This is a genomic window from Roseofilum sp. (assembly GCF_982964205.1).
This window is the reverse complement of record NZ_CEZBFX010000116.1, coordinates 1-15,224: the sequence shown is the minus strand read 5'-3', so window position 1 is coordinate 15,224 and position 15,224 is coordinate 1. Positions and strand designations below refer to the sequence as shown.

Genomic DNA, 15,224 nt, shown 5'->3' with positions numbered 1-15,224 from the left:
AGGTAGGCGATCTGTAGGATTATACTGGAGTATCATGGGTTCTCCAATGATGGGACAGCACTTCGATCATAGCAATAACAATGATTTCCCCAATCCCAAAACTCCGGTAAACACAATGAGGCGATCGCGCGGCAGTTCCAGATCGATATTCTTGAGATTATGCTGTCTCGCTCCTCGGATGCGGATCGTATTGTCTTCGGTCATGGGCGATCGGAAATGGGTTAAGGTGAGTTTGATAGACTCAGACTAGATTTAAGGCATTGAGTATTGTAGCGCCTTTAGACATGACCGCTAACTTTTGAGCGTACCTGATTCTATTTTTATCTGAAAATTAGGCTAAAATCTAAGCTATCTGTAGGGGCGAACGGCCGTTCGCCCCTACAACCATCTACAATTCTTAATTAGAAGAACTAAATGAGAGATCTCAAGGATAAACAATGCAAAATCAAGAGTTCCTCAGTGAATTGTTAGCTCTCCCTCCTGAAGCACAAACTCAAGTCATCCGGCTGATAGAGTCTTTGAAAGAGAAGTATAGAGATGCTGAATCTACTTCTTCATCGTTGTCAGCCGATCTAATGGATGATGAGTTTATTGGCATGTGGCGCGATCGCCAAGACTTAGGGAATAGGAGTTGGCTAAGAAATTTGCGAGAGAATGAGTGGTCAAAAACTCATGAGTGGAGTATCATCGTTTCTCAAGCTAGGGGACTGTGTTGCGATCATAGAAATAAGACTTTGTATTTTAATTTACTTGAGGAGAATCAACCCGAAGATATTCCTTAAAAACAGGAGACAAATTGAACAAAACCTCATCTTGTTCAATTTGGGTGACTAAATAGCGCTGTTGTAAAGAAAGTAATCCATTGATTAAATCCATTGAGGACAGATTTAAAGTTTGTAGCAAATTTTTTCTAGATACCGGTTCATCCCATTTCATCAACTCTAAAGTGAGTTTCTGTTCCACTGGTGACAACCGTTTCAATAATTGCTCGAACATACTCTGCATGTCTTTGCTTATCAACAAGTAATTTTCATCTAAAAAATCACTGATGTTACCACCAAAAATGTTGTCAATTATACCTGTATTGAGAGATAAATTTTCCCAAATTGATAATCCGGAAGAAGCAATTGATACTCTTGTTGATATTGCCAAAGATCATGGAATTGATTTAAATAACAATGATCTTGATTTTGTGATGTCCGCGTCAAAAAGTGGATATGACCGCAATCATTTAAACTTAGATTCTGTCAGATGGGGTCTGTTTAGCTTAATTCGAGTTGCGTGTGTATCAGCACAACGTCAAACCAGTGAATTAGACTTAGTAGAGGCTTAAGTTATGATTTCCCTAATGAACCTTCCAACTGACACAAACACCATAAAAGCTCTACATGAGTTTACTATGGGTGTTACGGGTGGCAATGAGATTGAGATTAACATCTTAAACTCTTACCCACTAGGTTCATTAGGGAAACTTCTTTATCAACACTATTTAAATTATCCATCAATCCCTCACCCAAATGATAAAAATGGGTTCCCAGCACGATACATTTTAGCTCATGATTTACACCATCTATTAATTGATAGTTCTCCTAACGATCAAGGAGAAGCTGAGGTAATGGCATTTGAGTGTGGTTTATTAGCATCCAGAAAATCAGAACTTTCTATTCTTCCTTTTATTAGTCAACTCTTAGAGTCTTTTTCTCATAAAAAAGATCTAAATTTTATTAAAATTGCCAGCATGTTTGACGTGGGATTTATTGACTATAATCCCGATCCTTATAGTTTGCCTACTATGCTACTAATCTGGTCTGATGGACTAAAAGTTGAATTAAAAACTGAAGAACTTGGAAAAGTTTCTCCTTTTATTCATTGTAAAACATGCAAAATTCGCAAAGATTGTCGGGAGGGCATTTTTGCTTTGCGATTAACTCACACGGGCAGACTTCAATTGTGTATGGATCGCACCGATCTTAGTATGCCACTTTCTGAAATTTTAAATGAAGGATATTCAAGTGCGTTAGAAGAATGGTTTTCTTTTATTAGGCAAAGCATTGTATGATTCAAAATATAGTATTTATTGGGCCACATGCTAGTGGTAAAAGTACGTTAGGTAAAGCTTTAGCAACAGCCTTAGATTGGCAGTTTGATGAAGAAATTGGTTATCGTATCCGTCAAGAAGTCTTGGCTTTAAATCCACAAGCGTATGCACACAAAAATCAGCCTGATTTTGATTTTAAAGTTATGCAAGAAGAGCTTAAGCGTGATGATTTATCGGTGAGTTTTCGTGTCATAGAGACGTGGCATCCTGGTAATTTTGCATTTGCAGAAGCTCGAAGTCCAGAAGTTGCTATAGAATTTAAACCTATAGTTGATAAAATAATATCTAAAAATAGAAAATGTACATTAGTTCAGCCACTCTTAATTAATTTAGAAACAGCAATTTTACGTTTTCATGAGCCTGGAAGTGACAAAGTTCAGCTTGCCAATTGGTTCATGACAGTTGGTAGAAGAGCTATTGAAATAGCAGATGAGTGGGATTTACAAGTATGTCCTACGATATTTACTGATCTATGCTCAATTGATGAAGCAGTCGAAATGGTTTTTAAAAACATAAATCAAGTTGAATCTTCCCAATAAACAAGGTAAAATTTTTCTAATGATAATCAAATTTTCTGATGACGAGCAAAGATAAATTTAAGTTGCTACCTGCCTCTCATCTTTTTCTATTTAAGCAGAATAAAATATTACTTCTTAGAAGGTTTAATACGGGATATGAGGATGGTAATTACAGTGTTGTAGCAGGTCATTTGGATGGAAATGAATCTTTTACACAAGCAATCATTAGGGAAGCACAAGAAGAAGCAGGTATAAAAGTAATTTCTAAAGATTTACGAGTTGTTCATGTAATGAATAGACGAAAACCAGATGGAGAAGAAAGAATTGATTTCTTCATTATGGCTAAGTCTTGGAAAGGAGAACCGAAGGTTATGGAGCCTGATAAATGTGATGATTTAAGCTGGTTTAGTCTTGATAATTTACCAAATAATATTATTCCTCACATTAAGTATGCAATTGAGTGTACTCAGCAAGGTGTTTTCTACAGTGAGTATGGATGGTAAATTAACTTATAGGAGAGGCAATCGCCGCACTAAAAGGTGATCGCTTAACTAAAACTGACGTTATCTTATCGATAACAATTTCAATATCATACTTGCTGTTCGCAGTTGACCTTCGGCAAAAATGATATCAAAAGCTAACGAAGATTTGCCCGATCCAGACACCCCAGTGAAGACAATGAGGCGATCGCGCGGTAGTTCCAGGTCGATATTCTTGAGATTATGCTGTCTCGCTCCTCGGATGCGGATGGTATTGTCTTCGGTCATAGGCGATCGGAATGGGTTAATGTAAGTTTAACAAACTCAAGACTAGATTTAAGGCTATTGAGTCTGGAGTAACTCCCAACCCAGAAGTGTTGAATGTTAAGAATAGATGGAGAAAAGAACTCTCTTTTCTGGCAAGATAGAGAGTAGAAAAAAATCCAAATTAACAGGAAAACTTGACTTCAGGGAAATCATATGAAATATTGAAGTCAATCAAGATTTGGAAGAGATGGCAATTTCCCAGCAAGAAATGGCGATCGGATTTCACTATTGCTCCATGCATTGATATTCTGATTTTGCAGTAGTCAAGTAGAGTGCATTATTAACACACCCTACTGGCTACTACACTACATTTATCACATTACCTTGAAAATCACCTACAGCTATAGCTATACCATTGACAGTATTTCCCGATCCTCCCATTAAATCTAATGCTCCTCCAGTGCTAGCATTAACAATTGCAAATCCCGTCCCCATAATAAACTGGTTGTTGCTGTAAGTAACCATGCCAGGGTTAGCATTGTCTCTAATAAATAGACCATTGAGAGTATTTCTAATGATATTACCATTAACAGTAACTGGGCCGTTATTTAAAAGTCCAGTCGTAGGTTGAAGTCCCGAATTTCTCAGACGGATAGCAGAGTTAGTCGCATCGTTAGGTGTCCTTGCATTCACATTGTCGAATGTGTTGTTATTAATTGTTACAGTTGCCATTGTCCCTGTTTTCAAACCAGCCAATTGAATACCCTGGCTATTGACATTGGTTAAGGTATTATTATTAATCTGGATTGTTCCGCCCACATTATCCAACAACAAACCAGGAGAATCTTCATTACTACCGGCGGTTCCAATATTCTGAACCACATTATTAGATATGGTAATACCATTAACATCTTGGACAAACACCGCCCGTCTTCCAGCACCTGTGATGCCATCAAACAAATTACCCTGAATAGTTAGATTAGTTGATGCACTATCATTCCCTTTGAAGATAGCATCTTCTTGTAATCCAATAAACCGGTTGTTGATAATACTATTATTATCTCCTGCAAATGCTGGGGTTGGTCCTGCTCCACCAATATCACCCATATTAATGGCAGGAGTAGAGGCATTCCCATCACTCTGGAATTGCAGTCCATCAATTAATACCGGACTCGTAGCAGAACCAGCACGATCAAATCTCATTTCGCCAATGACAATTGCCTCTCCTGCACCTCGACTAGCATCATTTCCTGCCACACCTGCAAATGGTCCCCGGACATGGACTGGAGGAGTACTGATATTTACGTTTTCGTTGTAGGTTCCTGCTCTTACTTCTACCCGACCTGGATTTGCATCGTCGCCACCAGCTGCTACAATTCCATCGGTAATCACATCAAAGGCGTTAAGTCCAACTACAGCTTGGCCTCCTTCAACCGTGTCACCATTAGTAGCGGTTGTATAGGCGTTAGAAACATAGACGGTTTCATTATCATAGATAGTGGATTGAGCTGTACTAGGTGTACCAACAATATAAAACCCACTAGCGTCTAAGGCAAGATCGACGGTTCTACTACCATCAAATGCAACATTGTCAATGGGAGTAACAGTAACCACGGCGCTACTTGCCCCAGCAGGAATAGTAACACTTCCACTGAGGGCTTGATAATCTGTACCATTAGTTGCTGTGCCGCCAATAGTATAGTTCACGGTGAGTGCGGCTGCTGTACTTCCTCCTGTTCGAGTAACGGTGAATGTAGCTGTATTTGCTGTATCCGATTCAAATGCTACTCCATCATTTAATGTGAGGGTTACTGTGGAAGGAACCGGTGGAGTTGGGGTTGGAGTTGGAGTTGGTGTGGGAGTGGGAGTTGGAGTTGGAGTTGGACTAGTGATGGGGTTGACTAAATCTGTTGTAAAGTCATCTGCGGTAATTTGGGCTGGATTCACTCCTTGAACAATAGCTAAGAAGTTACCGGTTACTAGGTCTTGGATAACGGTACTGCCGGCGAATGTCCCAGTTGCTGCTTGAATGGAGATGTTGGGAAATAGAAGGCCTTCTTGAAGACCAATGAGGTCTAGCCCGTCTTGAAAGTCTGTAATAATGTCCGCATCGGTAATCGCGGGGCCGCCTGTGGTGGGGTTTTGGCCAGCCACACTCTTACGCGAGAGGACAAAAATATCGCGACCTGCTCCTCCTGTGAGGGTATCGGAGCCGAGGTCGCCAAATAGTGTGTCGTTTCCTAAGTCTCCAAAGAGGGAGTCTGTGCCTTGCCCTCCATAGAGAGTATCTTGGTCTTGTCCCCCGTAGAGGATATCATTCCCCATGCCTCCGAGGAGTTGGTCGTTGCCTTGGTTGCCTAATAGGGAATCATTGCCTAGGTCTCCGGATACAATGTCATCCCCTAGATCTCCGAGGAGGGTATCATCGCCTTGTCCGCCGAAGAGGGTATCGTTATTCATCCCCCCTCTGAGGCTGTCATTACCGGTGTTGCCGGAGAGGAAATCGTTTTGTTGGTTGCCGGATAAGAAGTCGCCTGATTCTAAACCTTCGAGAAAATCGTTGCCTTCTAAGCCAAAGATGTTGTCGGCACCGGATGTTCCCCGTAAAGCATCGTTGCTAGGAGTTCCAAAGATTGTTGACATTTGTTCACTACCTCACCGTTAGGACTTGTTTATTTTAGATGACAACTCCCAGAAAACCTAGGGGAGCGCTGTGGCCTGATTCCTAATTGTATGCTTGGTTCTCCCCCATCAACACAAAATTTTCGTGGCTTTCCGGAAAACTGCTGATTTTTTGGGCTGTTGTGGGATGAAGGCGATTAGGTTCAGAACAGAGGGTTGATGTTTCTGGGTCACAAGATAGCAGGTTTATGCTAATTTTCAAAGCGATCGCTATTTAAATGAGGATTTTTCTGATGGGGGTTCAGTTGGGCTATCTGTGGAGTGAGGTGCAGTTAGGGCTGCGCCGTGGGGGCTGGATGAATTGGGCCGCAATTAGTACGGTGACGGTGTTGTTATTTTTGTTTGGGTTAAGTTGGCAAGTGGCTTGGCAATTGGAGGGTTTGGTGAATCAGTTTGGGAGCCAGTTGGAGGTATCGGTATATTTAGAGGCGGACTGGAGCGCGAAGCCGTTGGTAGCGAAGGTCGAGGATCTGCCGGGAGTGGTCGAGGTGGAAGCGATCGCCAAGGAGGAAGCTTGGATGGGTTTGCTGACGGAGTTGGGCTTAAATTCTCCTAATTCGGCTACCGAGATTTTACCGACCAATCCTTTAGTGGACGAGTTGAGGGTGAAGGCTCGATCTCCAGAGGCATTGAGGGCTTTGGTTCCCCAGTTAGAGCAGTTTTCAGGGGTTAATGAGGTGATTTATGGAGAAGCAGCGTTAGACATACTATCGACGATTAACCGGGGGTTGCGGGTGTTGAGTTTGGGGGTGACCATGGTGTTAATGGTGAGCGCGATCGCCGTTATGACCACTACCATTGAGTTAATTGTGGTCTCCCGTCGCCGAGAAATTGAGATTATGCACTTGGTGGGAGCCTCTCGCTGGTGGATTCGCTTACCATTTATGATGCAAGGAGTAATTTTAGGGGGTGTTGGGGGGGCGATCGCCTGGAGCATTGTTCAAGGCTTTGAGCAGATATCCCTCAAGTTATTCACCCAAGAGTTATCCGTTATTCCTCTGCTCTCCCACTTTCAGGATTCCTATTGGGATCTTTATACCGATACCACAACCCTATTTTTCCTACTGCTGGTTTTTGGTGCATTGGTGGGCGGTTTAGGAGGATGGTTAGGATTACGCCGCGTCTGTTGTGATTAATTCAAGTATAGGGATTGGGAAAATAGCCCATTACCCATGACCAGCGCGTCGCGCTATAACTTTTGGTTACAATAGCCATACATTGTTTTGTCCACTCCTTCTTTAACCCTTCCCGCTGACTATGGCGACTAAGCAGGAGTGTAGCCCACTCCAAGTTCTCACCCAGCATCTCCAAAAAAACCTCAATAGTAAACTTCCCCATGGGCCAGCCTTTCGGGTTCAATGTTTACTACAAAATGGCAGCTTAATGGTTTTAGCTCAACATACTGCCAAAATTCAACCGGATACCCAACGGATCTTTGCCCAACTGCAACAAGATATTGGAACGTATCGACCGTCGATCAGTCGCCAAGGACGGATTTTTGTGCGGGTAGCAGGACAAAAACGCCCCTACTTTTCCCAGTCTTTTAATCTAGAGAATCAATCTCTGCCAGAGGCGACTCCATCCCAGTCCCTTACCCCAGCTCAACCGCCCTCTCGCTTATTTACTTGGGGTTGGGGAATTGCAGGGCTTTTGGGGCTGACGATCGCCGGAGGAGTGATGTATATGATGACTCGTCCCTGTGCGATCGCCACTTGCATTCCCCTAGAAACTGCCCAACGCCTCGGCCAAGTTGCGATCCAAACCTCAGAAACTACGGATAACCCCCAAAGATTGGTACAAGCGCAACAACAGTTACAAGAAGCAATTTCTCAAGTCGAACGAATTCCCTTTTGGTCTCCCTATTTTGCCCAAGCTCAAGAATTCATGCGACGCAATACAATGCATACCGATAATCTCGATCGGATCGTTAACGCCTTTTCCCAAGCCAGTGAAGCCGCCCAACTAAGTGTGAACCCTCCCCATCCTCTGGAAACTTGGAAAGAAGTCGAGCAACTTTGGCTGGAAGCCGTAAAAAATTTACAACAAGTTTCTATGGCTGAAACCATTTATCCCTTAGTCAACACCAAGCTAAAAGAATATGAACAAAATCTAGAAGCCATTCAAAATCGGCTCCAAGTTGAACAACAAGCGCAACAGAATTTAGAACGGGCAAAACAGGCCGCAGATCTGGCTAAAACTCGTCAAGGAATTGCCCAATCCGTAGAAAATTGGCAACAGGCCTATGGCAGTTGGAATACGGCAATTAATGGCTTGAAAAATATTCCCCAGGGGACTCAAGCTAAAGTCGAGGCTAATCAGCTTTTAGATGTCTATGAAACCCAGTTTCAAGCCAGCCGAGAGAGACTCTTAAAGGAAGAAATTGCTAGTGATACTTATAATCAAGCCCTAACGTTAGCGGATAAAGCGAAGGAATTTGAACAAAGTAATGAATTAGCTCTAGCAGTGGGTCATTGGAGTCAAGCAGTGAATTATTTACAGCAAGTTCCGAGCGATAGTTTTTATTATAGTAAAGCATCTCCCCTAGTCAATGTTTATCAAGGATCGTTACTCTCAGCAGAGCAAAAACTACAGCAAGCAAATCGGTTGGAACAAGCGCGAAATGATTTAAATCAAACTTGTGCCGGTCTACCGAAAATTTGTGAATATACAGTCAGTCAGAATTTATTGAAAGTCACTCTAACGTCTGATTATGTTAAAACGGTTCGTCAAACACTCATTCAGGCTAGAGGTCGTGGAGATTTAACGACGTTTACTTCTGTTGATGAGCATGTGCAAAGTGTTCAAAATGCTCTGGAAAATATTAGTCGAACGGCAGGTATTGCGTTGGAATTGTATGATGCAGAAGGGAAATTGATGGGGACTTATATTCCTTAATTCATTGGGTAATCTTGATTGTAAACGGTTAATCACTTTGCAAAACTTGGTGGGCAGTTAAATTGAGTTCGGGGAAAGTGGGTGAAATGAGGCGATCGCCTCCTGTAAATACAGCTTCATCATACCAGCCTTCAGACAACGTAAAAATAGTAACTTTATCCTCTAAGGGATCGACGATCCAGTATTCGGGAATATCTAACACACAGTATTCTGTCCGTTTAGCGCGATAATCAATGGTTTGAGTCGATGGACTAGCGACTTCTACGACTAATAGAGGTGATGGTTGATTCAAGAGAACGATCGCTTCCCGGTTCTGCAAATTACGCCATTGTTCTTTCGGTAGCACTACTACATCGGGAACACGGGAAGTATCGAAGCGATCGCCACGGGGAGATTGAACCGCTACAATAGCCTGTAGTGCTGTCCATTCTTGATGTAAGCGGCTACTTTCTGCATCGAATGTATTCACCAAAAATTTAGCGATCGCACCATGCCGTCCAGTTCCGAGTGCCATTGCGACTAATTCTCCATTCACTAATTCATAGATCGTATCCGTACCATCATCGTAGTGCAGATATTCTTCTAGGGTAAAGCGTTGAATAGCAAGAGTCATAGAACTAAATCCTATTGGAAATCATTACATTTTAACCGATTTTATTCAGTTGTTTCGCCTTGACTGCTCTCATCCGTGCCACTGCTGGCGAGGGTTCACTATTTTTCCCGGTTTGATAAAAGTAAACCCTTCCTTAATCAATCTCCAAATAAAATGGCATTCGAGTATACATGCTCAAGGGGTCATTGAGGGTTCTTAACTCATCCACTTCTGCTTTGAGTTTCTCCACTTCTTCCATCAACCAATCCGAAGCTTCTGGAGTATGACGAATGCCGATTAATTGCTCAATTAATCGCTCTTCTAAACTGCGAGTTTGGGGATATTCTTCGAGTTGCCAATCTTCTCCTAATTCAGCCATTTCTGCGGCTTGGGCGATCGCCTCTTGCAACCCTCCCAACTCATCTACTAAATTGATCCCCTGAGCTTCTTTTCCTGACCATACGCGACCTTGGGCAATTTGATTAACTTGTGCCACCGTTAAACTACGGGATTCTGCCACGGTTTGCAGGAATTGTTGATAAATTCGATTCACATTCTGTTGATATAAACTGAGTTCGCCAGGAGATCGGGGGCGAGCGCTACTGCCCAAATCAGCATATAATCCGGTTTTAACCACATCCCAAGTAATCCCATTCTCATTGGCTATTTGTTGCAAGTTAGGTAAAATGCCAAACACACCGATTGAACCAGTAATCGTATTCGGTTCTGCTAAGATGCGATCGCTGGCTGTCGCAATCCAATAGCCCCCAGAAGCAGCATAATTCCCCATAGATACAATCACTGGTTTGTTCGCAGCTTGAATTAACTCTAACTCCCGTCGAACCCTCTCCGAAGCCGTTGCACTGCCCCCCGGACTATTAATCCGTAAAACCACTGCTTTTACCCGATCGTCTAAGCGCAAATCCCGTAAAATGGATGCATAGCGATCGCCGCCAATTTCATTTTCTCCTACTCGTCCTTGACCATCTACAATAGCTCCTTCGGCATACACCAAAGCCACTTTTTCCTCCGAAGTGCGATCCACTGCCAAATCAATCTCTTTGGGAACACTTGCATATATAGGAAAACTAATTTTCCGAAAACTTTCCGCGTCTTCCTTACTCTCGGTTAATGCCTTGAGATCCTCAATCACCTGATCGTCAAACCAAATCTCATCCACAAAGCCCCTCTCTTGGGCATCATTAGCGAATAAAATACCATTATTATTAGCAAGAACTTGAATTTGTGCCGCATTTATCGGGCGATCTCCACTCACCTGTTCTCGAAAATCACCCCAAAGACTATCGAGTAATGCCTGAATTTGTTGGCGATTTTCCGTCGATAACTTCGTAGACGTAAACGGTTCTACTGCCGATTTATACTTGCCAGCGCGGACAACCTGAATCCCCACACCATACTTTTGTAGCGCTCCCCCTAAAAACATCACCTCTGAACTCAAGCCATTTAACTCCAGATTTCCCATCGGATGCATAATTACCCGATTAGCCACTGAAGCCAAATAATATTCCTTTTGACTCCAACTCAAATCGTAAGCAATAATCGGTTTTCCTGCTTCCCGAAACTGTTTCAGTGCTGCTCGAATTTCCCGTAAATTCGCCCAACCGACTGCCATATCGGCATCTGTTCCTTGCAAATATAAGCCCACAATGCGCTCATCGGCGATCGCCCCCTCCACCGCATCCAAAAATTGCCGCAGGGTAATCGTCCGTTTCGTCGTTCCCGAAAGCGCCTCATTAATCGCCGTAGTCGTTGTTGAACTCGGTTCCGTGTCATTAATTCGTAACCCCAAATCCAACACCAAAACGGACCGATCTTTAACTAGGGGAGCAGTCTCTTTTGCTGCTAGACTGGCGAGCAAGATAATGAATCCACCCATCCCCAGAACCCCTAACAAGACTACACTCACCAAAGTTCCCAGGATACTGGCAAACGTATATTTCAGGAATTGACGCATAATTTGAGACTCAATTGAGAGCGAGAACAGTAGAAATCGATCGGATCAATCATGACATTTTTTGTAAACTCTGGGTGTATTTTAGGGTACTGAGATCCGGATAGCCGGTACAGAACAGCACCGTTTTCAGTTCTGCAATCAACACATCAGCCAATTCAATGAGTGCCTGTTCCCCGTGCTGGGCAGCTTGTAGAAAGGGCCAAGCCAAGCCTACCAGATCTGCGCCCAAAGCGATCGCCTTTGCCCCATCTAATCCCGTTCTTAGACCTCCCGACGCAATCAAAGGAATCGAGCGATTCATCTGCCGAATCTGGGTCAAACACTCAGCCGTCGGAATCCCCCAATCTCCAAACGTTTGCCCCAAACGGCGCTGGAGCTGATTTTCTGCGCGCTCGCTCTCTACTTTAGCCCAAGACGTTCCCCCTGCACCCGCCACATCAATCGCCTGTACCCCTACGTCCAATAACTTTTGAGCGCAACGAGCAGAAATTCCATTCCCTACCTCTTTGGCAATCACTGGTACAGACAACCGCTCGCAAACCTGGGCAATTTTGGGCAGTAATCCCTTAAAATTCTTATCACCACGGGTTTGGATACATTCTTGCAAGGGATTCAGGTGCAAAATCAAGGCATCTGCTTCCAATAAATCGACTACCCGTTGGCACTGCTCCACCCCATAGCCATAGTTAAATTGCACCGCGCCCAAATTCGCCAATAACACAATATTGGGGGCGATTTTCCGTACATTAAACGTATCGGCTACTTCCGGTTGTTCCACTGCCACCCGTTGCGAACCCACTCCCATCGCCAAACCATACTCTTGTGCAAGAGCTGCCAGACGAAAATTAACCTGTTGCGCTTGCTCTGTTCCCCCCGTCATTGAAGAAATTAAAAACGGAGACCCTAACTCTTTACCCAGGAACGAGGTCTTTACCTGGAGATCCTCATAATCTAAATCTGGCAGACAATCATGGATAAAGCGATACTGCTCTAATCCAGAAGTCGTGCGTCGGAACTGCACATCCTCTTCTAGACAGATCCGCAGATGATCGGCTTTACGATTTTCGATGTCGGTAGGAGCAGAAGGAGAAGTCACCATAAGATTCAACCAGTAAGCGATCGGGGCATGAACAGAAGCCCGCCCATTAGTTTATCCTTTTGTTGACCCATCGAAACGAAGAAAGTCCCCCTGCTTAAAAAGGGACATTGAGGGCAATCTTCTCGGTACCCCTCAATAAAGATGTGTCCGATTGGCAACGGATACCGTTTCATCATGCTTTAGAAATCCATACCCTCAAATCGCCTCAAAGAAAAAGTTTGGAATTGAAAATTATGGGTAATGGGTAGAATGATGATGTAGTCAAATTATCGCTTGCAATCCTATGACTTCACTCGTCTGCGATCTCCGCCAAAATCAACATCCTTTAGAAGTGTGGCAACCCTCTAGTTGGGAAAACTATCAAGTCTGGCGCGATCGCGATTGCGCCGAACGGATCAAGCTATACTACTACCAACATCAACTATTAGTCGAGATGGGTTCAGAAGGAATTAATCACTCTAATATTGGCGATTTATTCGCCATCCTCTTCTTTCTTTGGTTCAGTCAAAAATCTGCGCAAATCTCCAATTCTTTTGGTGGCTGTTTATTAGAAAAAGCTAACCAAAGTTCGGCTGCCCCCGATCTAGTTCTCTATATTGGAGAGAATTACCCCACCTGGCATCCTGGCGAAAGACGCTATATTGATTTAGATCGTTGGCGAGTTCCCGATCTGGTTGGTGAAATTTCAGATACGACCCTATCGAGTGATTTAGACGAGAAAAAGCACTTGTACGCTGCTTTAGGTATTCCTGAATATTGGGTCATTGATGTCATGGGAGGGCGAGTTTTTGCCTTCGAGTTACAAGAAGATAAGCGATACAAAGAATCTAATACTTCTCAGCTTTTATCGGGTTTACCAATAGATCTTCTGGAACAGATCCTTGCACGTTTGCAAGAAGCCAGTAATGGAGAAGTGGCAAATTGGTTTTCTGAGCAAATTAAAGCTCTGAAGATGGGCGAGTAAGGGCAACAATTTTTCATTTTTTACCCCTACACCACAAAAAAACCCGCTAAACTAGCGGGATTCTTTCTATGAACAGTATGTTCAAATAAACCTAATGGGATTTAAGCTTCAGTTTCAATGTGAATGAACAACAAACCCATCACTACAGCCGGAGTAACTAAACCGACTAAAGGAACCAAGATAAATGGTAAGAAAGAAGCAGCGTAAGCACCTGTCATGTCAAAAACTCCTTATGACTAATTGGCAGTTAAAACTTTATAGTGTTTTCCTGAAAGGAAACTTTGGACTGAACACATTCAAGGTTCGTTTAAGAAAGATTCTATCCCACAGACCAGATCTTATTAACAACCTCTTGTAGAGGAGCTAGGTGAGGGGTGAGACAGAGGAAATAGGCAAAGAATGCACCACCACAAGCGCCCAGGAAGAAGCTGCTTGCAAAGTCACCCCAACCATCTTTATCCCACAGATTAGAGGGAGCAGATGGAGTTGCTGATTCTACAGGGGGATATTTAACATCAGCCGCACCATGGAGAGACAGAGCGATGGTTAAAATTGAAATCAGACCAATGGTGGCTAATAAACCTGCCAGGTTAGCTAATTCTGTTTCGCGTAAGGGACCAAGTACCACAAAGGGTCCATACAGGAAGTAACCGTGAGCCATGCCAACTTCAAGGCCTCTGCGACTGGCAGAAAGACCTTTACGATAGGCGGGAAGATTGCCAATAAAGGCGCGAGTGAATGCAGAATCGCTAACTGGGGTGGAGAGGTGACCGACCTCTGGATTACCCCCATAGGCTGCGATCACCTCAATATTTCTGGAATCAGCCATGTGTTCTTCTCCTCTATATATGTATGATCGAAATTAGGCTTGAAGGCTTAACGTCATATCTTAAGCAAAAAGGGGAGATATTGTTACAAAGTCACCTCTGTCGTTTAGAAAAGTTTATGTTTTGCTAATCAAAATCAGAATTGAGGCAGAGTTAGAGCCAAATTTGACCGATTATTGTAAATTTTTGTTAAGTCATCCCCAGGAAAAAGTTGGGGATCGGCTGACATCGACTAAAGTTCACAGGTAAGTCATTAAGCGATCGCCCCTTAGTTATCTACTGAAGGGTTAGGCAAATACACAAGCCGAACCCATTGGGTGTAGGATCGACATCAGTTTGGAGGAAAATCAGATTATGTTTGCCATTATTGCCTTGATTGTTGGTATAGCCGCAGGGATTGCGATCGCCTACTGGCTAATGGAAAAAAGACTCGACGAACAAAAACAAGCCTTAGAACAGAAGCATCAGAAGGCCATTGAAGACCTAGAGCGCTCTCATCAATTCCGGTTAGACAAGACCGTTGAAGATATCCGGGAACAGACGATCGCTGATGCCCAACAATCAGCTCAAACCCATCCCACAGATATCCCAGCCCAAGCTGCTCGTCCAGACCCCTCAGAACCCTCTCAAGCCACCCAAGACGCTCAACAGAGTCTGAAGGAAATCAAAACCCTCGTGGCTCAAGAATCGCGGATTCGCCAAGTCACCCTTGCCCAGCGAGAACGCTATCAAAGCCAGGCTCAACAAGCGGTTCAATCCTTAGAAGAACAACCCAAACCCCCTGAAGACCCCCCGATCCCATATACAGACTCTGCACCGGCTCCTTCA

At 43.5% G+C, this 15,224-nt stretch carries 18 protein-coding genes; 9 read left to right on the top strand and 9 right to left on the bottom strand.

Annotated features, from left to right (window positions below):
* Positions 1–66: 66 nt before the first annotated feature.
* A complete protein-coding gene (locus AC3A14_RS20665) occupies positions 67–204 on the bottom strand; it encodes a hypothetical protein (RefSeq protein ID WP_318734567.1) in 138 nt (45 codons plus the stop codon).
* Between the two features lie 233 nt (positions 205–437).
* On the opposite strand from AC3A14_RS20665, the gene AC3A14_RS20660 reads away from it, so the two are divergent.
* Entirely contained in the window at positions 438–782 is a 345-nt protein-coding gene (locus AC3A14_RS20660; protein WP_318734569.1) for a hypothetical protein, read from the top strand.
* Here the strand turns inward: AC3A14_RS20660 and AC3A14_RS20655 are convergent.
* A complete protein-coding gene (locus AC3A14_RS20655) occupies positions 742–996 on the bottom strand; it encodes a hypothetical protein (protein ID WP_318734571.1) in 255 nt (84 codons plus the stop codon). The genes AC3A14_RS20660 and AC3A14_RS20655 overlap by 41 nt on opposite strands.
* A gap of 52 nt (positions 997–1,048) precedes the next feature.
* On the opposite strand from AC3A14_RS20655, the gene AC3A14_RS20650 reads away from it, so the two are divergent.
* Genes AC3A14_RS20650 through AC3A14_RS20635 form a run of 4 tightly spaced genes read left to right on the top strand, consistent with a single transcriptional unit; the run spans position 1,049 to position 3,119 of the window.
* On the top strand, positions 1,049–1,333 hold the full coding sequence (locus tag AC3A14_RS20650) for a hypothetical protein (protein WP_318734574.1): 285 nt from the start codon (positions 1,049–1,051) through the stop codon (positions 1,331–1,333).
* A gap of 3 nt (positions 1,334–1,336) precedes the next feature.
* Complete coding sequence (locus AC3A14_RS20645; protein ID WP_318734576.1) at positions 1,337–2,059, top strand: hypothetical protein; 723 nt, start codon at positions 1,337–1,339, stop codon at positions 2,057–2,059.
* Positions 2,056–2,637 carry an AAA family ATPase gene (locus tag AC3A14_RS20640; RefSeq protein ID WP_318734579.1) on the top strand — a complete coding sequence of 194 codons (582 nt, stop codon included), beginning with the start codon at positions 2,056–2,058 and terminating at the stop codon, positions 2,635–2,637. The genes AC3A14_RS20645 and AC3A14_RS20640 overlap by 4 nt, the downstream gene beginning before the upstream one ends.
* A 38-nt stretch (positions 2,638–2,675) precedes the next feature.
* A complete protein-coding gene (locus tag AC3A14_RS20635) occupies positions 2,676–3,119 on the top strand; it encodes an NUDIX hydrolase (RefSeq protein WP_318734581.1) in 444 nt (147 codons plus the stop codon).
* Between the two features lie 60 nt (positions 3,120–3,179).
* Here the strand turns inward: AC3A14_RS20635 and AC3A14_RS20630 are convergent, their stop codons facing one another.
* Both AC3A14_RS20630 and AC3A14_RS20625 read right to left on the bottom strand, forming a co-directional pair.
* Positions 3,180–3,383 (bottom strand): hypothetical protein, encoded by a 204-nt coding sequence (locus AC3A14_RS20630; protein WP_318734584.1) that lies wholly within the window; start codon positions 3,381–3,383, stop codon positions 3,180–3,182.
* A 339-nt stretch (positions 3,384–3,722) separates the two neighbouring features.
* Entirely contained in the window at positions 3,723–6,005 is a 2,283-nt protein-coding gene (locus tag AC3A14_RS20625; protein ID WP_318734587.1) for a Calx-beta domain-containing protein, read from the bottom strand.
* Positions 6,006–6,277: 272 nt separating this feature from the next.
* On the opposite strand from AC3A14_RS20625, the gene AC3A14_RS20620 reads away from it, so the two are divergent.
* Positions 6,278–7,180, top strand: a complete 903-nt coding sequence (locus AC3A14_RS20620) for a cell division protein FtsX (RefSeq protein WP_318734589.1) — start codon at positions 6,278–6,280, stop codon at positions 7,178–7,180.
* Positions 7,181–7,301: 121 nt separating this feature from the next.
* Complete coding sequence (locus AC3A14_RS20615) at positions 7,302–8,939, top strand: hypothetical protein (protein WP_318734592.1); 1,638 nt, start codon at positions 7,302–7,304, stop codon at positions 8,937–8,939.
* A 28-nt stretch (positions 8,940–8,967) separates the two neighbouring features.
* On the opposite strand, the gene AC3A14_RS20610 is transcribed toward AC3A14_RS20615, so the two are convergent.
* The 3 genes from AC3A14_RS20610 to fni form a co-directional block, all read right to left on the bottom strand.
* Positions 8,968–9,552, bottom strand: coding sequence for a Uma2 family endonuclease (locus AC3A14_RS20610; protein ID WP_318700059.1), 585 nt, complete (start codon positions 9,550–9,552; stop codon positions 8,968–8,970).
* 133 nt (positions 9,553–9,685) lie between these two features.
* Positions 9,686–11,506, bottom strand: a complete 1,821-nt coding sequence (gene sppA, locus AC3A14_RS20605) for a signal peptide peptidase SppA (protein ID WP_318700060.1) — start codon at positions 11,504–11,506, stop codon at positions 9,686–9,688.
* A gap of 49 nt (positions 11,507–11,555) precedes the next feature.
* Positions 11,556–12,605: a type 2 isopentenyl-diphosphate Delta-isomerase gene (gene fni, locus AC3A14_RS20600; RefSeq protein WP_318700061.1), complete on the bottom strand. Its 1,050-nt coding sequence runs from the start codon at positions 12,603–12,605 to the stop codon at positions 11,556–11,558.
* 283 nt (positions 12,606–12,888) lie between these two features.
* Between fni and AC3A14_RS20595 the strand changes: the two genes are divergently transcribed.
* Complete coding sequence (locus AC3A14_RS20595) at positions 12,889–13,569, top strand: Uma2 family endonuclease (RefSeq protein ID WP_318734594.1); 681 nt, start codon at positions 12,889–12,891, stop codon at positions 13,567–13,569.
* A 101-nt stretch (positions 13,570–13,670) separates the two neighbouring features.
* On the opposite strand, the gene AC3A14_RS20590 is transcribed toward AC3A14_RS20595, so the two are convergent.
* Positions 13,671–13,787 carry a photosystem I reaction center subunit VIII gene (locus AC3A14_RS20590; protein ID WP_271940214.1) on the bottom strand — a complete coding sequence of 39 codons (117 nt, stop codon included), beginning with the start codon at positions 13,785–13,787 and terminating at the stop codon, positions 13,671–13,673.
* 101 nt (positions 13,788–13,888) lie between these two features.
* Positions 13,889–14,398, bottom strand: a complete 510-nt coding sequence (locus tag AC3A14_RS20585) for a photosystem I reaction center subunit XI (protein ID WP_318700063.1) — start codon at positions 14,396–14,398, stop codon at positions 13,889–13,891.
* A 352-nt stretch (positions 14,399–14,750) separates the two neighbouring features.
* On the opposite strand from AC3A14_RS20585, the gene AC3A14_RS20580 reads away from it, so the two are divergent.
* Positions 14,751–15,224: hypothetical protein (locus AC3A14_RS20580; protein WP_318734596.1), on the top strand; the 474-nt coding region annotated here is incomplete at its 3' end.